The 25911-nt window shown below is 71.7% G+C and carries 25 protein-coding genes and 1 riboswitch; of the genes, 10 read left to right on the forward strand and 15 right to left on the reverse strand.

Translation table 11 applies throughout. The features are described from left to right. Position 1: 1 nt before the first annotated feature. Genes FB563_RS10910 through FB563_RS10945 form a run of 8 tightly spaced genes read right to left on the reverse strand, consistent with a single transcriptional unit; the run spans position 2 to position 6957 of the window. On the reverse strand, positions 2–1996 hold the full coding sequence (locus FB563_RS10910) for an NADH-quinone oxidoreductase subunit 5 family protein (RefSeq protein ID WP_055707627.1): 1995 nt from the start codon (positions 1994–1996) through the stop codon (positions 2–4). Beyond that, positions 1993–2364, reverse strand: a complete 372-nt coding sequence (gene nuoK, locus FB563_RS10915) for an NADH-quinone oxidoreductase subunit NuoK (RefSeq protein ID WP_055707626.1) — start codon at positions 2362–2364, stop codon at positions 1993–1995. The genes FB563_RS10910 and nuoK overlap by 4 nt, the downstream gene beginning before the upstream one ends. Further along, positions 2364–3008 (reverse strand): NADH-quinone oxidoreductase subunit J family protein, encoded by a 645-nt coding sequence (locus tag FB563_RS10920; protein WP_055707625.1) that lies wholly within the window; start codon positions 3006–3008, stop codon positions 2364–2366. Before FB563_RS10920 ends, nuoK begins: the two co-directional genes overlap by 1 nt. After that, the gene (locus FB563_RS10925) at positions 3005–3580 is read right to left on the reverse strand and encodes a NuoI/complex I 23 kDa subunit family protein (protein ID WP_055707624.1); all 576 of its coding nucleotides are present in this window, start codon (positions 3578–3580) and stop codon (positions 3005–3007) included. The genes FB563_RS10920 and FB563_RS10925 overlap by 4 nt, the downstream gene beginning before the upstream one ends. Continuing rightward, positions 3580–4548 (reverse strand): complex I subunit 1/NuoH family protein, encoded by a 969-nt coding sequence (locus FB563_RS10930; protein WP_055707623.1) that lies wholly within the window; start codon positions 4546–4548, stop codon positions 3580–3582. The genes FB563_RS10925 and FB563_RS10930 overlap by 1 nt, the downstream gene beginning before the upstream one ends. Further along, on the reverse strand, positions 4545–5948 hold the full coding sequence (locus FB563_RS10935; protein WP_055707622.1) for an NADH-quinone oxidoreductase subunit C: 1404 nt from the start codon (positions 5946–5948) through the stop codon (positions 4545–4547). The genes FB563_RS10930 and FB563_RS10935 overlap by 4 nt, the downstream gene beginning before the upstream one ends. Then, positions 5945–6547, reverse strand: a complete 603-nt coding sequence (locus tag FB563_RS10940) for an NADH-quinone oxidoreductase subunit B (protein WP_055707621.1) — start codon at positions 6545–6547, stop codon at positions 5945–5947. Before FB563_RS10940 ends, FB563_RS10935 begins: the two co-directional genes overlap by 4 nt. Further along, complete coding sequence (locus FB563_RS10945; protein ID WP_055707620.1) at positions 6538–6957, reverse strand: NADH-quinone oxidoreductase subunit A; 420 nt, start codon at positions 6955–6957, stop codon at positions 6538–6540. The genes FB563_RS10940 and FB563_RS10945 overlap by 10 nt, the downstream gene beginning before the upstream one ends. Before the next feature lie 212 nt (positions 6958–7169). On the opposite strand from FB563_RS10945, the gene FB563_RS10950 reads away from it, so the two are divergent. The 5 genes from FB563_RS10950 to FB563_RS10970 all read left to right on the forward strand — a co-directional run bounded on the left by FB563_RS10950 (position 7170) and on the right by FB563_RS10970 (position 14121). Further along, positions 7170–8351: a sensor histidine kinase gene (locus FB563_RS10950; protein WP_055707619.1), complete on the forward strand. Its 1182-nt coding sequence runs from the start codon at positions 7170–7172 to the stop codon at positions 8349–8351. Between the two features lie 387 nt (positions 8352–8738). Further along, entirely contained in the window at positions 8739–10082 is a 1344-nt protein-coding gene (locus FB563_RS10955) for a sensor histidine kinase (RefSeq protein ID WP_055707618.1), read from the forward strand. A 153-nt stretch (positions 10083–10235) separates the two neighbouring features. After that, complete coding sequence (locus FB563_RS10960; RefSeq protein WP_280116577.1) at positions 10236–10895, forward strand: response regulator transcription factor; 660 nt, start codon at positions 10236–10238, stop codon at positions 10893–10895. Positions 10896–11138: 243 nt separating this feature from the next. Further along, positions 11139–13067: a 2-oxoacid:acceptor oxidoreductase subunit alpha gene (locus FB563_RS10965; protein ID WP_055707616.1), complete on the forward strand. Its 1929-nt coding sequence runs from the start codon at positions 11139–11141 to the stop codon at positions 13065–13067. Further along, entirely contained in the window at positions 13060–14121 is a 1062-nt protein-coding gene (locus FB563_RS10970) for a 2-oxoacid:ferredoxin oxidoreductase subunit beta (RefSeq protein WP_055707615.1), read from the forward strand. The genes FB563_RS10965 and FB563_RS10970 overlap by 8 nt, the downstream gene beginning before the upstream one ends. A 49-nt stretch (positions 14122–14170) precedes the next feature. Here FB563_RS10970 and FB563_RS10975 read toward each other — a convergent pair whose 3' ends face one another. After that, positions 14171–14578 carry a winged helix-turn-helix transcriptional regulator gene (locus FB563_RS10975; RefSeq protein WP_055707614.1) on the reverse strand — a complete coding sequence of 136 codons (408 nt, stop codon included), beginning with the start codon at positions 14576–14578 and terminating at the stop codon, positions 14171–14173. 101 nt (positions 14579–14679) lie between these two features. Between FB563_RS10975 and FB563_RS10980 the strand changes: the two genes are divergently transcribed. The 3 genes from FB563_RS10980 (at position 14680) to FB563_RS10990 (ending at position 17124) form a co-directional block, all read left to right on the forward strand. After that, entirely contained in the window at positions 14680–15534 is an 855-nt protein-coding gene (locus FB563_RS10980; RefSeq protein WP_055707613.1) for an SDR family oxidoreductase, read from the forward strand. Between the two features lie 111 nt (positions 15535–15645). Beyond that, the gene (rarD, locus tag FB563_RS10985; RefSeq protein ID WP_055707612.1) at positions 15646–16596 is read left to right on the forward strand and encodes an EamA family transporter RarD; all 951 of its coding nucleotides are present in this window, start codon (positions 15646–15648) and stop codon (positions 16594–16596) included. Positions 16597–16656: 60 nt separating this feature from the next. Then, positions 16657–17124, forward strand: a complete 468-nt coding sequence (locus tag FB563_RS10990; RefSeq protein WP_055707611.1) for a VOC family protein — start codon at positions 16657–16659, stop codon at positions 17122–17124. A gap of 53 nt (positions 17125–17177) precedes the next feature. Here FB563_RS10990 and FB563_RS10995 read toward each other — a convergent pair whose 3' ends face one another. Further along, entirely contained in the window at positions 17178–18287 is a 1110-nt protein-coding gene (locus FB563_RS10995; protein WP_244329016.1) for a hypothetical protein, read from the reverse strand. Between the two features lie 195 nt (positions 18288–18482). Here FB563_RS10995 and FB563_RS11000 point away from each other — a divergent pair, with 195 nt between their 5' ends. Next, a complete protein-coding gene (locus tag FB563_RS11000) occupies positions 18483–19070 on the forward strand; it encodes a flavodoxin family protein (protein WP_055707697.1) in 588 nt (195 codons plus the stop codon). A gap of 26 nt (positions 19071–19096) precedes the next feature. Here FB563_RS11000 and FB563_RS11005 read toward each other — a convergent pair whose 3' ends face one another. The 4 genes from FB563_RS11005 to FB563_RS11025 form a co-directional block, all read right to left on the reverse strand. Continuing rightward, the gene (locus FB563_RS11005; protein WP_055707698.1) at positions 19097–19996 is read right to left on the reverse strand and encodes an ABC transporter permease; all 900 of its coding nucleotides are present in this window, start codon (positions 19994–19996) and stop codon (positions 19097–19099) included. Further along, positions 19983–21014, reverse strand: coding sequence for an ABC transporter ATP-binding protein (locus tag FB563_RS11010; protein ID WP_055707699.1), 1032 nt, complete (start codon positions 21012–21014; stop codon positions 19983–19985). The genes FB563_RS11005 and FB563_RS11010 overlap by 14 nt, the downstream gene beginning before the upstream one ends. Positions 21015–21085: 71 nt before the next feature. Next, on the reverse strand, positions 21086–22285 hold the full coding sequence (locus tag FB563_RS11015; protein ID WP_055707700.1) for a LolA family protein: 1200 nt from the start codon (positions 22283–22285) through the stop codon (positions 21086–21088). A gap of 355 nt (positions 22286–22640) precedes the next feature. After that, complete coding sequence (locus FB563_RS11025; RefSeq protein WP_055707701.1) at positions 22641–23651, reverse strand: polyprenyl synthetase family protein; 1011 nt, start codon at positions 23649–23651, stop codon at positions 22641–22643. 532 nt (positions 23652–24183) lie between these two features. Continuing rightward, a riboswitch (cyclic di-AMP (ydaO/yuaA leader) is annotated at positions 24184–24367 on the forward strand. Between the two features lie 4 nt (positions 24368–24371). Between FB563_RS11025 and FB563_RS11030 the strand changes: the two genes are divergently transcribed. Further along, positions 24372–24866 (forward strand): transglycosylase SLT domain-containing protein, encoded by a 495-nt coding sequence (locus tag FB563_RS11030; RefSeq protein WP_055707702.1) that lies wholly within the window; start codon positions 24372–24374, stop codon positions 24864–24866. Positions 24867–24980: 114 nt separating this feature from the next. Here the strand turns inward: FB563_RS11030 and FB563_RS11035 are convergent, their stop codons facing one another. Beyond that, positions 24981–25793 carry an HAD family hydrolase gene (locus FB563_RS11035; RefSeq protein WP_055707703.1) on the reverse strand — a complete coding sequence of 271 codons (813 nt, stop codon included), beginning with the start codon at positions 25791–25793 and terminating at the stop codon, positions 24981–24983. Positions 25794–25911 lie beyond the last annotated feature (118 nt).

Consider the following 25911-nt stretch of genomic DNA (forward strand, 5'->3'; position numbering starts at 1 on the left):
CTCACGCTCCCGTGGCGACGAGGACGACGGCGACCGCCAGGACGACGGTGCCGGCGAGCAGCGCGCTCACATAGGTCTGCACATTGCCGGTCTGCGCCCGCCGTACGGCGGCCCCGAGCAGCCGGGGCAGCGCGGCCGCGCCGTGTACGTAGGTGTCGACGACCTCGCGGTCGAGGAACCGGACGAGACTCGCTCCGGCCTGCACCGGGCGGACGAACAGCGCCGCGTACACGGCGTCCAGGTGGAAGCCGGCGGCCGCGTGGCGGCGCAGCGGGCCGAGCAGCAGCCGCGCCGGGTCCGCGGGGTCGGGCGCGTAGGCGATGTCGCCGTAGGCCGGCTCGTGGGTGGCGATGGCCTCGGCCTCGACCAGCCCGGCGTCCTCCTCCGGATGGGCGGCGACCGCGCCGAGCGGGACCCGGGCGGCGAGAGCGGTGGTGCGCTGCCAGGCGCCGTAGGTGAGCAGCCCGCCGACCAGGGCGAGGCCCGTGCCGAGGATGGAGGTGAGCAGGGTCGGGGTCAGGTCGCGGCCGTCGAACCAGCCGGGCAGCGCGCGGTAGGCGAGCCCGCCGAAGGCGAGGGACGGCGCGGCGAGGACCCACAGCACCACGGTCATCGTCAGCGGCTGGCGGCCGTGGTCGGGGGCCTCGGCACCTCGCCCGCGGAAGGCCAGCAGCCACAGCCGGGTGGCGTAGGCGGCGGTCAGCAGGGCCGTGACCAGGCCGGTGACGAGGACGATCCAGCCGGCCGCGCCGGGCACGTGCGCGGTGTGCCCGTCGGCCGCGTGCTCGGCGGCGCCGAGGACGGACTCCTTGGAGAAGAAGCCGCTGAACGGCGGGATCGCGGCGAGCGCGAGGAGCGCCACGGTCATCGTCCAGTAGGCGTCCGGCACGCGGTCGCGCAGGCCGTGCATGCGGGACATGGCGGCCAGCGAGTTGGTGCCGGCGGCGTGGATGATCATGCCGGCCGCGAGGAACAGCAGCGCCTTGAAGGCGCCGTGGGACAGGAGGTGGAAGACGGCGGCCCCGCGGTCGCCGACGGCGAGGGCGCCGGTCATGTAGCCGAGCTGGCCGATGGTCGAGTAGGCGAGGACGCGCTTGATGTCGTCCTGGGCGAGCGCGGCGAGGCCGGAGCCCACCATCGTGACGGCGGCCATGACGGCCAGGACCACCATCGCGGCCTGGGAGGCCTCGAAGACGGGAAGGAGACGGGCGATGAAGTAGACACCGGCGGCGACCATCGTCGCCGCGTGGATCAGCGCCGAGACGGGGGTCGGGCCGGCCATCGCGTCCGGGAGCCAGGTGTGCAGCGGGAACTGCGCCGACTTGCCCGCGACGCCGGCGAGGAGCAGCAGGGCGACCACCGTCGGATGGTGCAGATTGCCGCTCGCGACGGCGCCGAGGACGCGCGTGATGCGGAAGGAGCCGGCGTCGGTGGCGAGCGCGAACAGCCCGATGAGGAACGGCACGTCGCCGAGCTTGGTGACCAGGAAGGCCTTCAGGGAGGCGGCGCGGGCCTCGGGGGTCTCCCAGTAGTGGCCGACCAGGAAGTAGGAGCAGATGCCCATGACTTCCCAGCCGACCAGCAGCACGATCAGGTCGCCGGAGTAGACGACCAGGAGCATCGCGGAGGTGAACAGGGAGACGAGCGCGGCGTACGAGGGGTAGCGCGGGTCGTCGCGCAGATAGCCCGTCGAGTAGATCTGCACGCAGGCGGCGACGAAGGCGACCAGGATCGCGACGAGCGCGGCGAAGCCGTCGATGTGCAGCGCCAGCTCGATGGGAACCGAGCCGGTGGGCGTCAGCTCCGTGTGGGCGTCGATGGCCTGACCGCCGCCCTGACGTGCGGCGACCAGCGCGGCCAGGACGAGCGAGGCCAGCGGCGGCAGCACGGCGAGCGGACGGACGAACCCGGGCGCGGTGCGGCCGAGCAGCAGTCCGGCCGCGGCGCCGAGGAACGGCAGGAGGGGGACGAGGACGGCGAGGGTGGTCGTGGTCACGCGGGGGCCTCAGCCTTCTCGGCCGCGGAACCCGGTCCCTCGGTGCCGGGGCCCTCGGCGGTGTCGCGGAGCTTGTCGATGTCGGAGGTGCCGCGGTTGCGGTAGACGGCGAGCACGATCGCCAGGCCGATGCCGATCTCGGCTGCGGCGATGGTGACGGTGAACAGGGTCAGCGCCTGGCCGGAGTGCAGGGTCTCCTTCGCGGCCCGGCTGAGCCAGACGTCGAAGGCGACGAGGTTGAGGTTGACGGCGTTGAGCATCAGCTCGACCGACATCAGGACCAGGATCGCGTTGCGGCGGGCGAGGACGCCGTACAGGCCGGTGCAGAACAGGAGGGCGGAGAGTACGGCCGGGTAGGCGAGGTGCATCAGCGGGCGCCTTCCTTCTCGCCGGCGTTGGTCACGCCGGTCACGGAGGTGGCGTTCGTGTCCGCCTTCGCCTTCCGGGACAGGACGATCGCGCCGACCAGGGCCGCGAGGAGCAGCACGGACAGCGCCTCGAAGGGCAGTACCCAGTTGCGGAACAGGCTCTCGCCGGTGACCCGGGTGGAGCCGGCTGCCGGGCCGTTCAGGTCGATCCAGGTGGTGCGGAAGGCATCGACGACCACCCACACCAGGGCGACGGCGGCGGCGACCGCGACGGTCAGGGCGGCCCAGCGGTTGCCGGAGTCGGCGTCCGGGGAGCGGCCGATGGGGGCCTTGGTGAGCATCAGACCGAACAGCAGGAGGACGACGACGGAACCGACGTAGATCAGCACCTGCACCCAGGCGATGAACTCGGCCGTGAGCAGCAGGTACTCCACGGCGAGGCCGCCGAGCGCGACCACCAGCCACAGGGCGGCGTGCACCAGCTGGCGGGTGGTGACGGTGACCAGCGCGGCGCCGAAGGTGACCAGTCCGACGAGGAGGAAGGCGATCTCGACCCCGGTCGGGGACAGGAAGCCGTGCGAGGTCGCGGCGAGGTGCACGCCGGGGTACCCCGCGGCCGCGCTCAGGGTGGAGGCGAGGGTCACGACGTGCCCTCCCCCGGTTCGGCCTGCGCGGCGGCCAGCTTCTCGGCGGTCTTGCGGGCGGCGGCGATCTCCTTGGGCTCCTCGGCGGCCGGGTCGAGGGCCGGCGGGGCCGGGACGGTCCACATCCATTCGCGGAGCTTGCCCCGCTCGTGGGTGAGCTCGTGGATGTCGGTCTCGGCGTACTCGAACTCCGGGGACCAGAACAGCGCGTCGAAAGGACACACCTCGATGCAGATACCGCAGTACATGCACAGGGAGAAGTCGATGGCGAACCGGTCGAGGACGTTGCGGCTGCGCTCGCGGCCGCCCGGGGCGGCCGGCGGGACCGTCTCCTTGTGGGAGTCGATGTAGATGCACCAGTCCGGGCACTCACGGGCACAGAGCATGCAGACCGTGCAGTTCTCCTCGAACAGGCCGATCACGCCGCGGGTGCGGGGCGGGAGTTCGGGCTGGGCGTCCGGGTACTGCTCGGTGACGTGCTTCCTCGTCATCGTGCGGAGGGTGACGGCCAGGCCCTTGGCGAGGCCGGAGCCGGGAATGCGGGGCCGGGTGGGCGGGAGAGACTCGGCCATCAGGAGATCACCACCTTGACGATGCCGGTGAGGGCGATCTGGGCGAGGGAGAGGGGGACGAGGAGGGTCCAGGACAGCTTCTGGAGCTGGTCCTCGCGCAGGCGTGGGTAGGTGACGCGGAGCCAGATGACGAGGAAGGCGAGGATCGCGGTCTTCAGCAGGGTCCACAGCCAGCCGAGTCCGTCGTGGCCCCACGGTCCGTGCCAGCCGCCGAGGAAGAGGACGGTGGTCAGGCCGCACAGGACGACGATCCCGGCGTACTCGGCGAGGAGGAAGAGGGCGAACCGCAGTCCGGTGTACTCGGTGTACGCGCCGAAGATGATCTCCGAGTCGGCGACGGGCATGTCGAAGGGCGGGCGCTGCAGTTCGGCGAGTCCGGCGACGAAGAAGACGACCGCGCCGACGATCTGCCAGGGCACCCACCACCAGTGGAAGGCGTGCAGGATGCCGGGCAGGGAGACGGTGCCCGCCGCCATGGCGACCGAGGCGGCGGCGAGCAGCATCGGCAGTTCGTAGGCGAGCAGCTGGGCGGCCGTGCGCAGGCCGCCGAGCAGGGAGAACTTGTTCGCGCTGGCCCAGCCGGCCATGAGCGAGCCGAGGACGCCGACGCCCATGACCGCCAGCACGAAGAACACGCCCGCGTCCAGGACCTGGCCGACGGCGCCCTTGCTCGGGCCGATCGGGATGGCGAGCAGCACGAGGAGGTACGGCAGCAGGGCCACGGCCGGGGCGAGCTGGAAGACGCGGCGGTCGGCGCCGGCCGGGACCACGTCCTCCTTCTGCGCGAACTTCACGCCGTCCGCGATGAGCTGGGCCCAGCCGTGGAAGCCGCCCGCGTACATCGGGCCGAGGCGGCCCTGCATGTGCGCCATCACCTTGTGCTCGGTCTGGCCGATGATCAGCGGGAAGGTGAGGAAGACGACGAACACCAGCAGGAGTCGCAGGGCGACGTCCAGCACGCCGTTCACTGCGGGCCTCCCGTGGGGTTGTCGTCGTCGGGGTCGGGGTCGGGGTTGGTGCCGGCGCCTGGCTTGGAGTCGTCCGGGTTGCCGGGCTCGTCGCCGGTGGTGGGCTCGTCACCGGTGGTGGCGGCCGGCCGTTCGGGTTGCTGCTCTGTCTGCCCGGTGTGTTCGGGCGCCGCAGCGGCCCGCTCCGGTTCTGCCGGGGCCTGTTCCGGTTCTGCCGGGGCCTGTTCCGGCTCCGCGGGGGCCTGTTCCGGCTCCTCGAAGGCCGGGCGGGCGTGGTGCCACGGGGCGTCCGAGCTGCGCGGGGCCGTGCTCCGGCGGCCGTGGGGCGCCGCGGTGTCCGGCGCCGCATGCTCACCCGTAGCCGGTGCCGTCGGCTCGCTTCCCGCCTGTGCCGTCGGTTCCGGAGTCCCAGGTCGCTGTGAGGCCGAGCCCTCCGAGGCACTGCGGGCACGGCGCGGACGTGCTGGGGCGGGGCCGGGCTCGTGGGCCACGGAGGCCTCGGCGGCCGGGCCTTCCGCCGCCGCGGCACGGGTCGCGTCGCCCTCGGCAGCGGCCTGCTCGAGCTCGGCCGCGTCCTGGGATGCCGTCTGGCTGACCGAGCCCTCGCCGGCGCTCCGCATCCGCCGCGGCCGGGCACCGGCAGCAGCACCCACACCCCCGGCAGCCCCGGTCCCGGCCGACGTGGCGGCCTCGCCCGTCTGGCTCGCCGAGCCCTCCGCCGCCGTGCGGGTGCGTCGTACCGGACGGTCACCCGCCGCGCCCGCACGTGCTGCCGGCCGTTCGCCCGGCGCGCGGCCCGCACCCCGCGCCGGCCGGGCGGGGGCAGGGGGCAGCTGGCCCTTCAGGGGGCCCCACTCGTTGGGGTCCGGCACGCCCGGGGGGAGCATCTGGCGGCGCTTCGGGCCGCCGTGCTCGGATTCGCCGGGCTCCTTCGCGCCGGGCCAGGCCTTGGCGACACGTGCGGCGAGGACGAAGTCCTTGCGCAGCGGGTGCCCCTCGAAGGTCTCCGGCAGGAGCAGGTGCTCCAGACCCGGATGGCCCTCGAACACCACGCCGAACATCTCGTGGGTCTCGCGCTCGTGCCAGGCGGCGCCCGCGTAGACGCCGACGGCGGAGGGCAGGGTCGGCGCCTCGTGCGGGACGGTCGTACGGACGAGGAGGCGGCGGACCGGGCCCAGGGCGACGACGTGGGCGGAGACGCGGAAACCCGTGCCCGGTTCGTCGACCGCGCTCAGCCAGTCGAAGTAGCTGCAGCCCAGGGTCGTACGGGCCGTCTCCAGGGCGGTGAGCCAGGAGGACGGGGGTACGTCCACGGTCAGGAGGTCGTACGACTCCTCGGCCGTGGCGTCCGTACCGAAGAAGTCCTCGACCGGGGCGGGCAGCCAGCCGACGGTGCTCATCGGGCGTCCCCCTCACCGGCGGGGGCGGGCGGCTTCACCAGGTCGCTGGTCAGGGCGGCCGCGGACGGCCGGGCGGGACCGGAGCCGTACCGCTCCCCCAGCGACTCGCGGGCGATCTTCTCCTGCAGCTTGAGGATGCCCTGGAGCAGCGCCTCGGGGCGCGGCGGGCAGCCGGGGACGTACACGTCCACCGGGATGATCTGGTCGACGCCCTTCGTCACCGAGTACGAGTCCCAGTAGGGGCCGCCGCAGTTGGAGCAGGCGCCGAAGGAGATGACGTACTTCGGCTCGGGCATCTGCTCGTACAGGCGCTTGACGGCCGGGGCCATCTTGTCCGTGACCGTGCCCGACACCACCATCAGGTCGGCCTGGCGCGGCCCGGGGGCGAACGGGATCACGCCGAGCCGGATGAAGTCGTGCCGCGCCATCGACGCGGCGATGAACTCGATCGCACAGCAGGCGAGGCCGAAGTTGAAGACCCAGAGCGAGTAGCGGCGGCCCCAGTTCAGGACCACCTTCATCGGCTCGGGGGCCAGGCGGGCCAGGGCACCCAGCCGCTTCGGCTCGGGCAGGTACACGGGCTCCGGGTTCACGTCCATGCCAGGACGCCCTTCTTGTATGCGTACAACAGGCCCACGGCGAGGAAGCCGAGGAAGACGAACATCTCCACGAGCGTCGTCGCGCCGTAGCCGGGGGCGGCGAAGACCGTCGCCCAGGGGAACAGGAAGATCGAGTCGACGGCGAAGATCACGTACAGGAAGGCGTAGACGTAGTAGCGGACCTGGGTGTGGGCCCAGCCCTCGCCGACGGGGTCGACGCCGCACTCGTAGGTCAGGAGTTTCTCGGGGGTCGGCACGACCGGGCGCAGCAGGCGGCCCGCGCCGAAGGCGACCGCGACGAACAGCACGCCGACGACGGCGAGCAGGCCCACCACCGAGTAGGACTGGAAGTAGCCGGCCGCGATGACGTGCGCCGCGGCGGCCGTCGAGTCCCCCAACGTCTCCCGCACCGTCCGACCTCGCTCCCTGACATCATTCGACGATCTGTACGCACGGGAGTCTAGGCCCTGATAAAGAGAGGGTAAGCAGCCTGTCACGCCATGAGACGGCTTGAGGCGGCTGACGGGGACGACCGAGGGGTGCGGGGTGGGGTTTTCCCCCGCCGGCGGAGGGCGGCGTACCGCATGGCGCGGAGGGTGCCGGGCACGGCAGGCTGACCGGTATGACCGCTACCAGCTCCGCCGTCGGCCGGTCCGACGGCACCGACCAGCTGCCCCCGCTCCGGCCGGCGTACGACGCGCACACCTGGAAGGAGATCCTGTATCTCCTGCTGAACCTGCCGGTGACGGTGTTCGGCTTCGTGTACGCGGTCACCGCGCTGTCCGTCGGCGGGTCCCTGACGATCACGGTCGTCGGCCTTCCGCTGCTGGCGCTCAGCCTGCTGGGCTCCCGGCAGCTGGGGAAGCTGGAGCGGGCCCGCGCCCGGCGGCTGCTCGGATTGCGGGTGGAGGAGCCGACTCCGCTGCCGCTCGCCAGGACCGGCGGGCTGACGCAGCGGCTGTGGATGGCGCTGAAGGACCCGGTGGGCTGGCGGACACTGCTGTACGACCTCATCCGGCTGCCCTGGGGCATCCTCACCTTCTGCACCGTGCTGACCTCGCTGTTCGTGCTGTGGCCGGTGCTGCCGTATCTGGCGCGCGGCCTGGCGAACGTGGACCGGTTCATGGTGCGCGGGCTGCTGTCGCCCTCGGACGAGCTGGAGCGCCGTATCGCCGAGCTGGAGTCGGACCGCGGGGTCGTGGTCGACACGGCCGCCGCCGATCTGCGGCGCATCGAGCGGGACCTGCACGACGGCGCCCAGGCGCGGCTGGTCAACCTGGCCATGGGGCTCGGCCTGGCCAAGGAGAAGCTGCTGGAGGATCCCGACTCGGCGGCGGCGATGGTGGAGGAGGCGCACGGCGAGGTGAAGCTGGCCCTGCAGGAGCTGCGCGACCTCGCCCGCGGCATCCATCCGGCCGTGCTGACCGACCGGGGCCTGGACGCGGCCCTGTCCTCGGTCGCCTCCCGCTGCACGGTGCCGGTGAAGGTGACCGTGGACCTGCCGGACCGCCCGGCCCCCGCCATCGAGGGCATCGCCTACTTCACCGTCTCCGAGCTGCTGCAGAACATCAGCAAGCACAGCCGGGCCCGGTCCGCCTCGGTGGACGTGTGGCGCACGGAGGACCGGCTCTTCATGCAGGTCCGGGACGACGGCCGGGGCGGCGCCCGCCTCGACGGCGGCACCGGCATGCGCGGCCTCGCGGAGCGACTGGGCGCGGTGGACGGCCTGTTCGTCCTCGACTCGCCTCCCGGGGGCCCGACGGTGGTCACGGCGGAGCTGCCGTGGCGTGACCGGACGGAGTAAGCCGACGGCTCCCGATACGGGTGCGGCGGCCGGCGTGCCCCTTTTCGTGCGGCGGCCGGCGTGCCCTTTTCGGGTGCGGCGGCTGCAACTCCCCAGGGGCGCGGGGCTGTGCTGATATGCGGCTCCGCCGCGCGGGCGCGACCAGCCACAACGGACCCGCAGCCGCCCCACGACGGGACCCCCACGGCGATCGCGCACGACGGCACCAGAAGCCGACCGCACCAATAGGCCCACGGCACCGATCGATCGGCTGGCCGCCGGAGGCAACCGGTAGGGAAAACCCCCGCCCCAAGACGCCGACGGACTCCATGGCCCGGCGGCCCACGGCACACGACCCTGGAGACACGGCTGAACCGCCGCTCGGACGACAAGAACGGGACGACATCGATGGCCACGGAGTACGGACACGGGTACGGGTACGGGCGGGAGGACGGAAGGTCCGCCGGAACCGGCCATCGGCTGCCCGCCGCGCTGCGGGCGCCGTTCGAGGCGCGCACCTGGCGTGAGTTCGGCTATGTGCTGCTGAGCCTGCCGATCTCGATCGTGCTGTTCACCTGGACGGTGACCATGGCCTCGCTCGGCGCGGGCCTGCTGGTGACCTTCCTCGGCGTCCCGGTGCTCGCGGCGGCGCTCGCCGGCTGCCGCGGCTTCGGCGCGCTGGAGCGGGCGCGGGCGCGCGGGCTGCTGCGGCTGGAGGTGGCCGAGCCGGAGCCGCTGCGGATGCGCGGGCCGGGCGCGCTGGCCTGGATGGGTGCGGTGCTCAAGAGCGGCACCTCCTGGCGCAACCTGCTGTACGCGCTGCTGCAGTTCCCGTGGGCCGTGTTCACGTTCTCGGTGGCGCTGAGCCTGTGGTCGATGGCCCTGTCGCTGCTGACGTACCCGCTGTGGTTCTGGGTCTTCCCGATGTACGGCGGCCAGGGCGGGCTTCAGCTGTACGGCGACGAGCACCACAGCGTCTATCTCGACAACCCCTTCGAGATCACCGTGACGGCACTGGTCGGGCTGGTGTTCACGCTGGCCACGCCGTGGATCGTACGGGCCCTGACGACGGTGGACGGGCTGCTGGTCCGAGGTCTGCTGGGGCCGTCGCCGCTGTCGGCACGGGTGGTTCAGCTGGAGTCGGACCGTGGGGTCGTGGTCGACGCGGCCGCCGCCGATCTGCGGCGCATCGAGCGGGACCTGCACGACGGCGCCCAGGCGCGGCTGGTCAACCTGGCCATGGACCTGGGGCTGGCGAAGGAGAAACTCCGGGAGGACCCGCGGGCGGCGGCGCGGATGGTGGACGACGCGCACGGCGAGGTGAAGACGGCGCTGCAGGAGCTGCGCGACCTCGCCCGCGGCATCCACCCGGCCGTGCTGACCGACCGGGGCCTGGACGCGGCGCTGTCCTCGGTCGCCTCCCGCTGCACGGTGCCGGTGCGGGTGGAGGTCGATCTGCCGGCCCGCCCCGCGCCGGCCATCGAGGGCATCGCCTACTTCACCGTCTCCGAGCTGCTGCAGAACATCAGCAAGCACAGCCGGGCCCGTTCCGCCTCGGTGGACGTGTGGCGCACGGAGGACCGGCTGATGCTGCAGGTGATCGACGACGGTGTCGGCGGCGCGGACGCCGCCCGCGGCTCGGGCCTGGCCGGTCTCGCCGGCCGCCTGGACGCGGTGGACGGCGTCCTCGTGGTGGACTCCCCGGCCGGCGGCCCCACCCGGGTGATCGCGGAACTGCCCTGGCGGACCTGACGCGTGGACCCGCCCCGGCCTCTCCCGCCCCCTCGCCTGGGGGCGGGATTGTGCTGGTCGGGCGAGCGGCGCGTACCGAATGCTGGAATGCTGGACCTCCGTACCGGACCTGCGTAGGACTGACTTGGGGGCCAGGAGATCGTGGAGGACAGGGTGCGGGTGGTCATCGCCGAGGACTCAGTGCTGCTCAGGGAGGGCCTGACCCGGCTGCTGACCGACCGCGGGCACGATGTCGTGGCCGGCGTCGGGGACGCGGAGGCGCTGGTGAAGACCGTCGCCGACCTGGATGCACAGGGCGAGCTGCCCGACGTCGTGGTGGCGGACGTACGGATGCCGCCGACGCACACCGACGAGGGCGTCCGGGCGGCCGTACGGCTGCGGAAGGCCCATCCGGGGCTCGGGGTGCTGGTGCTTTCGCAGTACGTGGAGGAGCGCTACGCCACCGAACTGCTGGCCGGATCCAGCCGGGGCGTGGGCTATCTGCTCAAGGACCGGGTCGCCGAGGTGCGCGAGTTCGTGGACGCGGTGGTGCGGGTGGCCGGGGGCGGTACGGCGCTGGATCCCGAGGTGGTCGCGCAGCTGCTCGGCCGCAGCCGCAAGCAGGACGTGCTGGCGGGGCTGACCCCGCGGGAGCGCGAGGTGCTGGGGCTGATGGCGGAGGGACGCACGAACTCGGCGATCGCCAAGCAGCTGGTGGTCAGCGACGGCGCGGTGGAGAAGCACGTCAGCAACATCTTCCTGAAGCTCGGACTGGCGCCGAGCGATGGTGATCACCGGCGTGTTCTGGCCGTACTGACCTATCTGAACTCCTGACCCGAAGACACTGGGTCGGCAGGGCGTCACAGGAGGAGACGACCGGGGCTGGAGGAGAGAACCGGCGAAGGACGCCCTGACACGTCAGCGCCGTGCCGGCCCGAAAGCGCCGCAGGCCGACTCGATGTCGTCCAATCTGTGGATGGCCTCGGGAAGGCGACCCTAACCGACGTAGGGTTGATCCTGGGATGGTCCGTGGGACGACCAAGCCCCGGACAGCCGCCTCGAAGGAGGTCCAGTTCAGTGACCAGCCAGGTCAGCAGCCAGGCGGAGCAGGCCGACGGAGCCGTCGTCGGAGAACAGCGCAAACCGGGCGGCGCGAAGGACGTGCGGCGCCTGGACCGGGTGATCATCCGGTTCGCGGGGGACTCGGGTGATGGTATGCAGCTCACCGGGGACAGGTTCACCTCGGAGACGGCGTCCTTCGGCAACGACCTCTCCACCCTGCCCAACTTCCCCGCCGAGATCCGGGCGCCCGCCGGGACGCTGCCCGGTGTCTCGTCCTTCCAGTTGCACTTCGCCGACCACGACATCCTCACCCCCGGGGATGCGCCGAACGTGCTGGTGGCGATGAACCCGGCGGCGTTGAAGGCCAACATCGCCGATCTGCCGCGCGGGGCGGAGATCATCGTGAACACGGACGAGTTCACCAAGCGGGCGCTGCAGAAGGTCGGCTACGACGTCTCCCCGCTGGACGACGGCTCACTGGATGGTTACAACCTGCATCCGGTGCCGCTGACGACGCTGACGGTTCAGGCGCTGAAGGAGTTCGACCTGTCCCGCAAGGAGGCCGAGCGCAGCAAGAACATGTTCGCGCTGGGTCTGCTGTCGTGGATGTACCACCGGCCCACCGAGGGCACGGAGAAGTTCCTGAGGACCAAGTTCGCGAAGAAGCCCCAGATCATGGCGGCGAACATCGCGGCGTTCCGGGCGGGCTGGAACTTCGGGGAGACGACGGAGGACTTCGCGGTCTCCTACGAGGTCGCCCCGGCCGCCGCCGCGTTCCCCACCGGCACCTACCGCAACATCTCCGGCAACCTCGCCCTCGCGTACGGCCTGATCACCGCCTCGCAGCAGGCGGACCTGCCGCTGTTCCTGGGCTCGTATCCGATCACTCCGGCCTCCGACATCCTGCACGAGCTGTCGAAGCACAAGAACTTCGGTGTGCGGACCTTCCAGGCGGAGGACGAGATCGCGGGGATCGGCGCGGCCCTGGGGGCGGCGTTCGGCGGCTCCCTCGCGGTCACCACGACCTCCGGCCCGGGTATCGCGCTGAAGTCGGAGACGATCGGTCTGGCGGTGTCGCTGGAACTGCCGTTGCTGGTTGTGGACATCCAGCGGGGTGGCCCGTCGACGGGGCTGCCGACCAAGACGGAGCAGGCGGATCTGCTGCAGGCGATGTTCGGGCGTAACGGTGAGGCACCGGTGCCGATCGTGGCTCCGAGGACTCCGGCGGACTGTTTCGACGCGGCTTTGGAGGCGGCGCGGATCGCGCTGACCTACCGCACCCCGGTGATGCTGCTGTCCGACGGCTACCTGGCCAACGGCTCCGAGCCCTGGCGGATCCCGGACCTGGAGGAGCTGCCCGACCTGCGGGTGCGGTTCGCCTCCGGTCCCAACCACACCCTGGACGACGGCACCGAGGTGTTCTGGCCGTACAAGCGGGACCCGCAGACTCTGGCCCGCCCGTGGGCGGTGCCGGGCACCCCGGGTCTGGAGCACCGTATCGGCGGCATCGAGAAGCAGGACGGCTCGGGGAACATCTCCTACGACCCGGCCAACCACGACTTCATGGTCCGCACCCGCCAGGCCAAGATCGACGGCATCGCCGTCCCCGACCTGGAGGTCGACGACCCGCACGCAGCCAAGACCCTGGTCCTCGGCTGGGGCTCCACCTTCGGGCCGATCACGGCGGCGGTACGCAGGCTGCGGGCGGCCGGCGACTCGATCGCGCAGGCGCATCTGCGCCACCTCAACCCCTTCCCGGCCAACCTGGGTGAGGTCCTCAAGCGCTACGACAAGGTGGTGATCCCCGAGATGAACCTCGGCCAGCTCGCCACCCTGATCCGGGCCAGGTACCTGGTCGACGCCCACTCCTACAACCAGGTCAACGGCATGCCGTTCAAGGCGCAACAGCTCGCCACGGCGCTGAAGGAGGCCATCGATGACTGACGCGACCAACGGGCTGCTGCAGCTGGTCCCCAAGGCCGAGGCCAAGCAGTCGATGAAGGACTTCAAGTCGGACCAGGAGGTGCGCTGGTGCCCCGGCTGCGGTGACTACGCCATCCTCGCCGCCGTGCAGGGCTTCATGCCCGAACTGGGCCTGGCCAGGGAGAACATCGTCTTCGTCTCCGGCATCGGCTGCTCCTCCCGCTTCCCGTACTACATGAACACCTACGGGATGCACTCCATCCACGGCCGCGCCCCGGCGATCGCCACGGGCCTGGCCACCAGCCGGCGGGACCTGTCGGTGTGGGTCGTCACCGGCGACGGCGACGCCCTGTCCATCGGCGGCAACCACCTCATCCACGCCCTGCGCCGGAACGTCAACCTCAAGATCCTTCTCTTCAACAACCGGATCTACGGCCTCACCAAAGGCCAGTACTCCCCGACCTCCGAACTCGGCAAGATCACCAAGTCGACCCCGATGGGCTCGCTGGACGCGCCGTTCAACCCCGTCTCGCTGGCGATCGGCGCGGAGGCGTCCTTCGTGGCCCGGACCATCGACTCCGACCGCAAGCACCTCACCGAGGTCCTGCGCGCCGCCGCCGACCACCCCGGCACCGCACTCATCGAGATCTACCAGAACTGCAACATCTTCAACGACGGCGCCTTCGACGCCCTCAAGGACACACAGCAGTCCCAGGAAGCCCTCATCCGCCTCGAACACGGGCAGCCCATCCGCTTCGGCCCGGACGGCACACGCGGCGTCGTACGCAACCGTCAGACCGGCGACCTGGAGGTCGTCACCGTGACGGCCGGCAACGAGGCGGACGTCCTGGTGCACGACGCGCACTCGGCGTCCCCGACCACGGCCTTCGCACTGTCCCGGCTGGCCGACCCGGACACCCTGCACCACACCCCGATCGGCGTTTTCCGCTCCGTCGACCGGCCGGTCTACGACACGGCCATGGCCGACCAGCTCGACACCGCCATCGAGCAGAAGGGCAAGGGCGACCTCGCCGCACTGCTCGCCGGCGGCGACACCTGGACCGTCATCGGCTGAGAGCGACTTCGGCCGAGACCGGCTTCGGCCGAGACCGGCTTCCGTGTGACTACGAGGCCCGGGACCCGGCGTCCCGGGCCTCGTCGTACGCCCGGCGGGCCTTCTCCACCTCGCCCATGCGGTCATGGGTCCACCGGGCGAGGGAGCGCACCTGCTCCGCCGCCTCACGGCCGAGGGCGGTGAGGGAGTAGTCGACGCGGGGCGGGATGACCGGCTTGGCGTCCCGGTGGACCAGGCCGTCACGCTCCAGGGTCTGCAGGGTCTGGGTGAGCATCTTCTCGCTGACGCCCCGCCCGCCGAACCGGCTGATCGCCCGGCGCAGCTCGCTGAACCGGTACGGCCGTTCCAGCAGCTCGATGAGGACGAGGACGCCCCAGCGGCTGGTGACGTGCTCCAACACGAGCCGGTAGGGACACAGCGCCTCGGCGTCCACGAGCCTCTTATCACTTACTGCCATGCCAGTACCTTACTTCAAAGTGGGTACTTTCGCTTGGTTAGCGACAGCCCTAGGGTGAGTGCCATACGAGACCTACGGCATCCCACAAGGAGTTCCGCATCATGAGCATCGTCGTCACCGGCGCCACCGGACACCTCGGCCGACACGTCGTGGAACAGCTGCTGGAGAAGGTTCCGGCGGAACAGATCACCGCCGTCGTGCGCGACGAGGCGAAGGCCGCCGACTTCGCCGCCCGCGGGGTCAAGCTGGCCGTCGCCGACTACAACGCGCCCGAGACCTTCGACGGCCTGTTCGCCGCCGGCGACAAGGTCCTGCTGATCTCCGGCAACGAGTTCGACAAGGGCAGGGTGCGGCAGCACCAGGTCGTCATCGACGCCGCGAAGGCCGCCGGCGTGGCCCTGCTCGCCTACACCAGCGCCCCCGGCAGCCTCACCGCCGCCCTCGCGGACGACCACCGGGCGACGGAGGAGGTGCTGCTCACCGCCGGCCTGCCGTACACGCTGCTGCGCAACGGCTGGTACCACGAGAACTACACCGAGAACCTGGCCCCGGTGCTGGAGCACGGCGCGGTCGTCCAGGCCGCCGGCGACGGCCGGGTCTCCTCGGCCGCCCGCGCCGACTACGCCGCCGCCGCGGTCGCGGTGCTGACCGGCGAGGGCCACGAGAACAGGACGTACGAGCTGGGCGGCGACGAGGCGTGGAGCTTCGCCGAGTACGCGGCCGAGCTCAGCCGGCAGACCGGCAAGGAGATCGCCTACAGCCCCGTCTCCGTCGAGGCCCTCGCCGGCATCCTGACCGGCGCCGGGCTGCCCGGGCCGCTGGCCGCGATCCTGGCCGGTGTGGACGCCTCGATCGAGAAGGGTGAGCTGGTGGTCTCCTCCGGGGACCTGTCGCGGCTGATCGGCCGTCCCACCACCCCGCTGGCGGACGCGGTCAGCGCCGCGCTCAAGGGCTGAGTCATCCGGCACCGCCCCACTGTCATGACCGTATGGCGATACGGCCATGACAGCGGGGGGTGCTCGGCGCTACCTTCGTTCTCGCGTGCCTGACGTGAGAGGGAGGGGCCGGTGGCCGGAAAGTCGAAGGGTGAGCACCGGATAGGCCTGCTGAACGGCTTTGCCGCCTACGGCATGTGGGGCCTGGTGCCCCTGTTCTGGCCTCTGCTGAAGCCCGCCGGGGCGCTGGAGATCCTCGCCCACCGCATGGTGTGGTCCCTGGCCGTCGTCGCCGTCGCCCTGCTCTTCGTACGGCGCTGGACGTGGGCGGGCGAGCTGCTGCGCCGACCGCGGCGGCTCGGGCTCGTCGCCGTGGCCGCCGCCGTCATCACCGTGAACTGGGGCGTGTACATCTGGGCCGTCAACTCCGGCCATGTGGTCGAGGCCTCCCTCGGGTACTTCATCAACCCGCTGGTGACCATCGCGATGGGCGTACTGCTGCTGAAGGAGCGGCTGCGGCCCGCACAGTGGGCGGCAGTCGCGACCGGCTTCGCCGCCGTCGTCGTGCTGACCGTCGGCTACGGCCGCCCGCCGTGGATCTCGCTCGTCCTCGCGTTCTCCTTCGCCACCTACGGCCTGGTCAAGAAGAAGGTCGCCCTCGGCGGCCTGGAGTCGCTGGCCGCCGAGACCGCGATCCAGTTCCTGCCCGCGCTCGGCTACCTGCTGTGGCTCGGCGCGCACGGCGACACGAGCTTCCTGAACGACGGCCCCGGGCACGCCGTCCTCCTCGCCTCCACCGGCCTGGTCACCGCCCTGCCCCTGGTCTGCTTCGGCGCGGCGGCGATCCGCGTCCCCCTCTCCACGCTGGGCCTGCTGCAGTACCTGGCGCCCGTCTTCCAGTTCCTGCTCGGCATCCTCTACTTCCACGAGGCCATGCCGCCCGAGCGCTGGGCCGGGTTCGCGCTGGTCTGGCTGGCGCTGATGCTGCTCACGGGCGACGCGCTGCGCTCCGCGAGGCGGACCCGGGCATCGCTGGTGGTGGCACGGGGCGAGCGGGCGGAGTCGGCGCCGGTGGAGACCTGACGCCCGCTGTACGGCCGTTTGTACGGCCGTTGTCAGTGCCGCGCGCTATAAGTGACGACCATGTCGACGCAGACGCCCGCACCCCTGCACTGGAAGCTCGTCATCGACGCGGCCGACCCGCACGCCCAGGCCGACTTCTGGGCCGCCGCGCTGCACTACACACCCGAGGACAACAGCGCCCTGGTCGAACGGCTGCTGTCCCTCGGCGCGCTGCCCGGAGCGGCCACGGTGGAGTACCACGGCCGGCCCGCCTTCCGTGACCTGATCGCCGTACGGCACCCCGACGACCCGTACGACCCGGAGACCGGCACCGGGCTCGGGCGGCGGCTGCTGTTCCAGCGCGTGCCGGAGCCGAAGACCGCCAAGAACCGGCTGCACCTCGACCTGCACGCCGGCGGGGGCAGGCGCGCGGACGAGGTGGCCCGGCTCCAGGCGCTGGGCGCGCGGGTGCTGCGCGAGGTGAAGGAGCCCGCCGGCGAGTGGGTACTGATGGCGGACCCGGAGGGCAACGAGTTCTGCGTGCAGTAGAGCTGTTCGCCGGTTATGGCGTACGGCCGCCGGTTATGGCGTACGGCCGCCGACTACGGCTGTGCGGCGCGGGCCGCCCGGTCGGTCAGGCGGACCATGCGGGCGCGGGCGGACTCCAGCGGGCGCGGGTCGGCGGCGGCCGGACCCGGCTCGGTGGTGAGGTCCGCCCACAGCTCGATGAGGTCGCGGCCCAGCCGCAGGCCCTCCTCCGGATCGCGCACCGCACGCCACGCGGTCGCCGCGCTCTGCACGTTGCCGTACGCGGCCTCCGCGTCCCGCGCCTGCCGGCGCAGTGCGGCGAGCTCCAGGGACAGTTCGCAGGCGCGGACCGGTTCGTCCGCCAGGTAGGCGATGTAGGCGGTCAGTTCGCGCAGGTGCAGCACCTCGGCATGGCCGGCACCCAGCACGGCGGACGCCTCGGTGACCGTACGGTCCGCCAGTTCGGCCGCCGCCTCGATCCGGCCCGCCCGCACGGCCTCGTTGATCCGTGACATCGGCTCGGTGAGCAACTCGGCGCCCTCCGCGGTCTCGGTCACGGGCTCGTCCCCGAGCACCTCCTCGGCGACGGCGTCGAAGCCCCGGGCGGGGGTGGGAGTCTGGGTGGTGGGGGCGGGCTCGGACTCGGCGGCGTCGATGACGGGCAGCAGGGCCTCCGCGACCGACATGACCGGCGCGGGGCCGAACTGCCCGGTCGGCACCTGCACGGTCCCGGGCGACACGGGCACCGGCTGCTTCGCCGAGGGGACGTCCCGCACATCCTGCGAGGAAGGCACGGCCACGGGTGAAGCCACAGCCGCCGGTGAAGCCACGCCCGCCGCGGCCGGCAGCTGTGGCGAAGCCCCGCTCGCCGTCCCCGGCTTCGCCGGCGCGGCCACCCGTACCGCCTGCCCCGTGACGCGGCTGGAGCCGTCCGCCGAGACCTCAAGGGGAACCACGCAGCCCGCGCGGTCGTCGTGGATCGTGGCGCGTATGGGAGTGCCCAGGCTGATGGCCAGGCGCTGGAGGTGGTTGAGGACGGCCTGCTGGATCTCCTCGCCCGGCGCCGCCACCACCGACGTCCCGCCCACCGACGCGCCTCCCGCACCGAACACCCGGACCGCTACCACCGCCGGATGCGCCACGGGCTGCTGCACCCGCTTCTTCTCGAAGTTGACTCGAGACATCGGTCTTCCCTCACTCCCCCGGCGTCGCGATCCGGTCGTACGCGTCCTGCCGACCAGTGTGTCGGCTCGCTTCGGTTTCCGCGTCACCGCAGCGTCACAGCCTCGCACCAGCCGCAGCCCTGGCGCAGATTGCTTGCATGTGCATAAGATGCACATGTCTCTATCCTCGTATGACAACACACCCGCGAGAGAGCGATGAATCGCCGTTTCCTCTTCGTCCTGGGCAGCGCCCGCACCGAGGGCAACACCGAACTGCTGGCCCGCGCGGCCGCCGAGCAACTGCCCGGTGACGTCGAACAGCGCTGGATACGCCTCGCCGAGCACCCGCTGCCCGACTTCACGGACCTGCGGCACGACAGCGAGCACGTACGGCCGCCCTCGGACAGCCCGACCGGTCTGCTGCTGGACGCCACGCTCGCGGCCACGGACATCGTGATCGCCTCGCCGTTGTACTGGTACTCGGTGTCCGGTCTCACCAAGCGCTACCTGGACCACTGGTCGGGCTGGCTGCGCACCCCGGGCGTCGACTTCAAGGCGACCCTCGCCGGGCGCACGCTCTGGGGCATCGCCGCGCTCGCCCATGCCGAGCCCTCGGTCGCCGACCCCTACATCGGCACGCTCAACAACTCGGCCGCCTACATGGGGATGCGCTTCGGCGGCGTCCTGCTGGGCAACGGCAGCGCTCCGGGTGACGTACTGAACGACGCCGACGCACTGGCCCGCGCGAAGACGTTCTTCGCGCAGGACCCGCCCCTCGCGCGCTTCCCGTACGACATCGCCTGAGACCCCCCTGAACGCCTGGAGGGGAATCAGGCGCTGATGTCCTTCGTCGTGAACCGCGCCCAGGCCGCCGAGCCGAACACGGCCGCGTACAGCGCCTGGAGGCCGAGGTTCTTCAGCAGGTCGTCCCAGTAGACGGGGTCGCGCACCAGGTCGGCGAAGGACAGCCAGTAGTGCGGGAAGAGGTACGGCCGCAGCGCGTGCAACTGGGGTATCTGGTCGAGGATCTGGACCGTGATGAGTATGCCGACGGTGGTCGCCATCGCGGCGATGCCGCTGTTGGTGAGGGTCGAGACGAACAGGCCGAGCGCTGCCATGCCCACCAGTGAGGCGGCGACCACCAGGGCGATCAGCACCGCCCGGCCGAGGCCCTCGGTGAAGCTGATCCGGGTGCCGGATATGGTCGTGAGGTCGCCCAGCGGGAACAGCAGCACGCCCATGATCAGCGCCGAGCCGGCCACGACCAGCGTGGCCAGCACGCAGAAGGCCATCACCGTCGTGTACTTGGTGAGCAGCAGCCGGGTGCGGCCGGCCGGGGCGACCAGCAGATAGCGCAGGGTGCCCGCGCCCGCCTCGCCCGCTATCGCGTCGCCCGCGACGACCCCGACGGCCATCGGCAGGAAGAACGGCAGGGTCGCGGCCAGGGCCGTGAACACCAGGAACAGGCCGTTGTTGGTGATCTGTGTCATGAACGCCGGGCCCTGGCCGCTGTGGTCGACCGTCCTGCCGCCCCGGGTCTGGATCTTCACCGCGATCCCGACCAGCACCGGCACGGCGGCCAGCACCCCGAGCAGGGCGAGCGTGCGCCAGCGGCGCAGGGTCATGACCAGTTCGCTGCGCAGCAGCCCGAAGGTCCACAGGGGGCTCGGCCGGTGTGCGGCGGATGCGGCGACCGTCTCGGGCACAGGGACCGTCTCAGCCCGCGACATCGAAGCCCTCCCCCGTCAGTGCCACGAACGCGTCCTCCAGCGAGGCCCGTTCGACCGTGAACCCCCGGACCCGTATCCCCGCCGCGACCAGGGCCGCGTTCACCTCGGCGAGGTCCCGCGCGGGTGGCTCGCCGGTGACCCGGTCGCCGTCGGCGGTGACGTCCCCGACGCCCTGCTCCTTCAGCACCCGGGCCGCCTCGGCCGGATCCGGGGTGGTCACCACCAGGCGGCCGCGCGCCCCGGCGGCCAGCTCGGCCACCGCCCCCTGGGTGAGGAGCCGGCCCCGCGCCATGACCGCCGCGTAGGTGCAGACCTGCTCGATCTCGTCGAGGAGGTGGGAGGAGAGGAAGACGGTCGTGCCGTCGGCGGCCAGTTCGCGGATCAGGGTGCGGATCTCGCGCATTCCCTGCGGGTCGAGGCCGTTGGTGGGCTCGTCCAGGACGAGCAGCCGGCGGGGCTGGAGCAGCGCGGCGGCCAGGCCGAGGCGCTGTCTCATGCCCAGCGAGTACGCCTTCGCCTTCTTGCCGGCGGCGGCCGCGAGGCCCACCCGGTCCAGGGCGGCGGCGACGCGGGCGCGCCGGGTACGGGGGTCGGCGGTCGGGTCGGCGGCGTCGTAGCGCAGCAGGTTGTCCCGGCCGGAGAGGAAGCCGTACAGCGCGGGGCCCTCGATGAGGGCCCCGACCTGGGGGAGGACGGACCGGGCCGCCCGGGGCATCGGGCGGCCCAGCACGTGGGCCGTGCCCTCCGTGGGCTCGATCAGGCCCATCAGCATGCGGATGGTGGTGGTCTTGCCCGAGCCGTTCGGACCGAGGAAGCCGAAGACGCTGCCCGCGGGGACGGTCAGGTCGAGGCCGTCGACGGCGAGCTGCCCGCCGCGGTAGCGCTTGGTGAGGCCACGGGTGGCGATGACGCTCGCCTCCGCCGGCCCCGCAGCAGGCTCACCGGCGTCCTCGGCCGGCCCCGGGGCACGGTTCCCCGCGCCCCCCGCCTCCCGCTCCGTGGCGATCGGTCCGTCCATCGGCTCCCCCTCGACTCGCGCCTCCCCCGAAGGGGGAACGTACGGTCACGGTCCGTAGTGCCCGGACGGGGTCACTTTCCCGCGTTCGCCGCCTTCACCAGGGCGTCCTTGGTCACCGCGCCGGCGTACACCTTGCCGTCGTCGGTGATCAGGGCGTTGACCAGGCGGGTGGAGAAGACCGTGCCCTTGCCGAACTTGCCGGAGACCTTGTCGCCGAGCGAGCCGAGGAAGCCGCCGAGGTCACCGCCCCGGGAGCCGGTCGGCAGGCCGCCCTTGGCACCGGTGTCGAAGGTGGCGATGGACGTCCAGCCCTTGCCCAGCACGTTGGCGCCGTCCCTGCCCTGGGCGAAGTCCCCGCCGGATTCGGGCGCGTGCTTCCGAGCCGCGGAGTCCTTCTGCTCCTCCGTCACCTTCGCGCCCTTGGGCGGGGTGAAGGCGAAGGTGGAGGCGGCCGGCCTGGCGAAGGAGACCTGGGTGAAGCCCACGTCGAGCACGGCGGCGCCGCCGCTCTTCGGCGTCAGCGTGAACTTCAGCGGCATGCCCGTCTTCGCGTCGACGGCGATGCTGACGGCACCCACCGTGGTGCCGGACTGCCTGGGCTTGATCAGCAGCTTGTAGGCGTCCCGGCCGGCGACCCGCTCGGTGCCGTCGACGGTGACGGACGTGGTGTCGTCCACCGACTTCAGCGCCTGGTCCGCGAAGTCCTTCGGCGTGGCCGGCGGCTCGGCCTTGTGCTCCCTGCCGGAGTCGGCCGAGGTGCCGTGGTAGGCCTCGTTGGTCTTGCTGTTGTAGCCCCACACGTTCTTGCCGTTGTGGATGAGGCTGTACTCGGAGCCGCTCTGCAGCAGCGACAGTTTCTGCTTCTCGGGGCCGTCGGCGGCGACGCGCAGCGTGTGCGTGCCGGAGACCAGCGAGGTGAGCTGGGACTGCGGGTCGGCGGAGGAGCCGCCGTCGGAGCCCTTGACGGCGCCGGAGGCCAGGCTGCTCTCCAGGCCGCCGAGGTCGGGCAGGCCGAGGTCGGTGTCGATCCGCACGGTGCCGGACAGCTGCTGCACGTCCGACTTGGCGATCTTCTCGATGAGCTGCTGCGCGGTGATCCTGGGCAGGTCGGGGTCCCCGGACGCGGCGAGCGCCGGGACCAGACCGATCGTGGCCGCCGCGACCCCCACCACGGCGACCGGGACCGCGTAGCGGGCGGCCCTGCGGCGCCCGGGGTGCCGCTCCTCGTCCCGCCCGGCGTCCACTGCGTCGTCGGATTCGTACGGTGCCATGTGTGCCTTACCTCCGTCGTCGGCGGCGGCTGTTCTCACGCTGGTCCACCAGAGCCGCCATTCTCACCCGGATCGGTGAGGAGTGGTGATTTCCGTGGTTTCCATCTCACCAAATCAGCCATGAGGAAGCGTCAGACCACGGAGCCAACTCCGTGTACGCCTGCGGTATGACACGTAGGGGGCGGAGCTCCGCCGACCCGTAGGGGTCTCACCGGAACGGAGGGCGCCCTACGGGGTCGGGGGGAGTGCGGACGTACGGGTCGTATGGCCTGGCACGCGCGCGTGCCAGGCCATACGACCGCAGGCCCGTAGCGGCGGACGGCCGGAGGCGTACGGCGTGTCGGGTGACCGGGGGTCAGCCGGCGCGGTGGACCACCGCGTCGCACAGTTCCATCAGCGCGGCCTTGGCGTCGCACTCGCGCAGCGGCACCAGCGCGGCCCGCGCCTCCTCCGCGTACCGCACGGTGTCCCGGCGGGCCTGCTCCAGCGCGGGGTGGGCGCGCAGCGCGGCCAGCGCCTCGGCGTGCCGGGCGTCGTCGCTGAGATCGGAGTCGAGCAGCTCGCACAGCGCGATGTCCTCGGCCAGGCCCAGGCGGGCGGCGCGCTCGCGCAGCCGGAGCACGGGCAGCGTCGGGATGCCCTCGCGCAGGTCGGTGCCCGGGGTCTTGCCGGACTCGTGCGAGTCGGAGGCGATGTCCAGGACGTCGTCGGCGAGCTGGAAGGCGACGCCGAGCCGCTCGCCGTACTGGGTGAGCACGTCCACGACCGTCTCGTCGGCACCGGACATCATCGCGCCGAACCGGCACGACACCGCCACCAGTGAGCCCGTCTTGCCGCCGAGCACGTCCAGGTAGTGCTCGACCGGGTCGCGGCCGTCGGAGGGGCCGGCGGTCTCCAGGATCTGGCCGGTGACCAGCCGCTCGAACGCCAGGGCCTGCACCCGGACCGCCTCGGGGCCGAGGTCGGCGAGGATCTGGGAGGCACGGGCGAAGAGGAAGTCACCGGTGAGCACCGCGACGGAGTTGCCCCAGCGGGTGTTGGCGCTGTCCACGCCGCGGCGCACGGCCGCCTCGTCCATGACGTCGTCGTGGTACAGCGTGGCGAGGTGGGTCAGCTCCACGACCACGGCCGAAGGCACGATGCCCGGCGCGTAGGGGTCGCCGAACTGGGCCGCGAGCATCACGAGCAGCGGCCGGAACCGCTTCCCGCCGGCTCGCACGAGGTGCTGCGCGGCCTCCGTGATGAACGGGACCTCGCTCTTGGTGGCCTCGAGCAAGCCTTCCTCGACAGCCGCCAATCCGGCCTGGACATCGGCTTCCAGAGCCTGGTCCCGCACGCTCAGCCCGAACGGCCCGACGACGGTCACGAGGGGTCTCCTGTCTGCTGGTGTCTGCTGGCGATTACACGGTTTGTCGATAGGTCGCTGCCATCACTCAAGTCAGCGTATCCGGTCCCTGTTCGATCACCGATAGCGCCCACCGGTCCAGCCCGGGCGGTATCGGATCACGACCGGTATGTTTTTGATCAAGTGATAAGAGCGGACATTTAGTGACTTAACAGGAATCCGCACCCTGTGTCGCGAACCGAGGGGCGGGCGGAGTAACGCCTGTCACCCGATCCGCCCAAATCCCTCATGTCCGATTTAAAATACTTTGTTATTTCGTGAGTTGGGTCACGCACGGTCGAGCGCAACCCCTGCCACCAGGAACCCGCCAGACTACCTTCACCCCTTGCCCCGAGGGCGAGTTGAGGATTGGCTGCCGCAAAGGATCAAGTGTCTCAAACGGCACAGATCATGGTCAAACTGGGCGTTGTGTGATTCCAGTACTTGTTCCCGACATGTGCTCTCGCATACGTTCCGGGCCGTCGGGCGGACGCCGAATCCTGCCGCCGCCCGCGTGAACCCATCGACGAACTCATTCGTACGGCAGGAGCGGGGGACCCAGGTAAGTCCGCCGGACCGGTCGGCACACGCCGCACCGGAACGGCTAGGGGTGAAGCCATGTCCTCTCACGAAGGGCGCGGCCGGGCACCTCCCCGCCCGAACCCGACAGCTCACCTCGCAGGCGCCGGAGAGGACTTCCCCATGCCTGCTGCCCCTCAGCACCGCCGCCCCCGCGCCAACCGTCTCGCCCGCGTCCTCGCCGTCGCAGGCACCGGCGCCGCCGTCCTCGCCCTGCCGCTCATCGGTGCCACCAGCGCCTCCGCGGCTACCGGCACGACCACCACCAAGACGGCCTCCACCACCCTCGCGGGCTACCCGAACAACCTCGACGGCTGGATCCGCGAGTCCCTCGCGATCATGGCCCAGAAGGGCATTCCGGGCACCTACGACGGCATCCACCGCAACGTCATACGGGAGTCCGCCGGCAACCCGAAGGCCATCAACCTCTGGGACTCCAACGCCGCCAAGGGCATCCCGTCCAAGGGCCTGCTCCAGGTGATCGACCCGACCTTCAACGCGTACCACGTGGCCGGCACCTCCTTCGACCCCTACGACCCGGTCGCCAACATCACCGCGGCCTGCAACTACGCCGCCGCGCGCTACGGGTCGATCGACAACGTGTCCAGCGCGTACTGACGGTCCCGCCGACCGGCACGGCATCGGCCGCCCGGAGTGTGCCCCGACCTGACGGAGGGGCGCGCCGGGCGGCCGTCGCCGTCCGCGGCGGGCGGTCGCCTACTGATGTGCCGGTCAGTCGGTCGGGAACAGTCTTTCGAGGACGGCGGCGATGCCGTCGTCCTCGTTCGACAGGGTGACCTCGTCGGCCACCGCCTTCAGTTCGGGATGCGCGTTGGCCATGGCGACCCCGTGTCCGGCCCACTCGAACATCGGGATGTCGTTGGGCATGTCGCCGAACGCCAGGGCCGCCTCCGCCGCGATCCCGAGCCGCTCGGCGGCCAGCGCGAGGCCGGCCGCCTTGGTCACCCCCGACGGCTGGAGCTCCACGGTCCCCGGCCCCGACATGGTGACGGTCGCGAGCGAGCCCACCACCGCGCGCGCGATGGCCGCCAACTCGTCGTCGGGCAGGGCGGCATGGCGCAGCAGCACCTTGCTGATCGGCGCGCACCACAGGTCGTCGCGCCGGTCGACCCGGACCGCGGGCAGGGTCGGGTGCGGCATCCGGTACCCGGGCTCGATCAGCGTGAGCCCGTCGACCCCGTCCTGGTCGACGGCCGCGTACACCTGCCCCACCTCGGCCTCGATCTTGCCGAGCGCCGTCTCGGCCAGTTCCCGGTCCAGCCGGACCGACCACAGCAGACGGCCCGTTCCGGCGTCGTAGACCTGTGCGCCCTGCCCGCACACCGCGAGCCCCGTGCAGCCGAGGTGCGCGAGGAGCTGCCGTACCCGCGGGGCCGGGCGGCCCGTCACCACCAGGTGCCGGGCACCGGCCCGCGCCACCCGCGCGAGCGCGGCGAGCGACCGGTCGGAGACACTGTCGTCGCCGCGCAGCAGTGTTCCGTCCAGGTCGGTGGCGATCAGTGCATATGCGGGTGAGGCTGCCATGATCAGAGAATACGGATACCGGGCCCCGCCGACTCACCTTGTCGCCCTGCGCACTTACGTGCTGGTCCACCCCAAGTGGTGCCTCTTGTCCCCGGGTTGATGAGCGTGCACGGGCGCG

The sequence above is a fragment of the Streptomyces puniciscabiei genome, assembly GCF_006715785.1.
In the GTDB taxonomy this organism is placed as follows: Bacteria; Actinomycetota; Actinomycetes; order Streptomycetales; family Streptomycetaceae; genus Streptomyces; species Streptomyces puniciscabiei.

Bases quoted from the DNA above. Each gene is read 5' to 3' on its own strand.
- FB563_RS10940 (WP_055707621.1), bottom strand. From the start codon at position 6,547: ATGGACGTGAACCCGGAGCCCGTGTACCTGCCCGAGCCGAAGCGGCTG.
- FB563_RS10980 (WP_055707613.1), top strand. From the start codon at position 14,680: ATGAGCATCGTCGTCACCGGCGCCACCGGACACCTCGGCCGACACGTC.
- FB563_RS10955 (WP_055707618.1), top strand. From the start codon at position 8,739: ATGGCCACGGAGTACGGACACGGGTACGGGTACGGGCGGGAGGACGGA.
- FB563_RS10925 (WP_055707624.1), bottom strand. From the start codon at position 3,580: ATGGCCGAGTCTCTCCCGCCCACCCGGCCCCGCATTCCCGGCTCCGGC.
- FB563_RS10990 (WP_055707611.1), top strand. From the start codon at position 16,657: ATGTCGACGCAGACGCCCGCACCCCTGCACTGGAAGCTCGTCATCGAC.
- FB563_RS10950 (WP_055707619.1), top strand. From the start codon at position 7,170: ATGACCGCTACCAGCTCCGCCGTCGGCCGGTCCGACGGCACCGACCAG.
- FB563_RS11030 (WP_055707702.1), top strand. From the start codon at position 24,372: ATGCCTGCTGCCCCTCAGCACCGCCGCCCCCGCGCCAACCGTCTCGCC.
- FB563_RS10935 (WP_055707622.1), bottom strand. From the start codon at position 5,948: ATGAGCACCGTCGGCTGGCTGCCCGCCCCGGTCGAGGACTTCTTCGGT.
- FB563_RS11005 (WP_055707698.1), bottom strand. From the start codon at position 19,996: ATGTCGCGGGCTGAGACGGTCCCTGTGCCCGAGACGGTCGCCGCATCC.
- FB563_RS10975 (WP_055707614.1), bottom strand. From the start codon at position 14,578: ATGGCAGTAAGTGATAAGAGGCTCGTGGACGCCGAGGCGCTGTGTCCC.
- FB563_RS10970 (WP_055707615.1), top strand. From the start codon at position 13,060: ATGACTGACGCGACCAACGGGCTGCTGCAGCTGGTCCCCAAGGCCGAG.
- FB563_RS11010 (WP_055707699.1), bottom strand. From the start codon at position 21,014: ATGGACGGACCGATCGCCACGGAGCGGGAGGCGGGGGGCGCGGGGAAC.
- FB563_RS11035 (WP_055707703.1), bottom strand. From the start codon at position 25,793: ATGGCAGCCTCACCCGCATATGCACTGATCGCCACCGACCTGGACGGA.
- FB563_RS10995 (WP_244329016.1), bottom strand. From the start codon at position 18,287: ATGTCTCGAGTCAACTTCGAGAAGAAGCGGGTGCAGCAGCCCGTGGCG.
- FB563_RS11000 (WP_055707697.1), top strand. From the start codon at position 18,483: ATGAATCGCCGTTTCCTCTTCGTCCTGGGCAGCGCCCGCACCGAGGGC.
- FB563_RS11015 (WP_055707700.1), bottom strand. From the start codon at position 22,285: ATGGCACCGTACGAATCCGACGACGCAGTGGACGCCGGGCGGGACGAG.
- nuoK (WP_055707626.1), bottom strand. From the start codon at position 2,364: ATGCACCTCGCCTACCCGGCCGTACTCTCCGCCCTCCTGTTCTGCACC.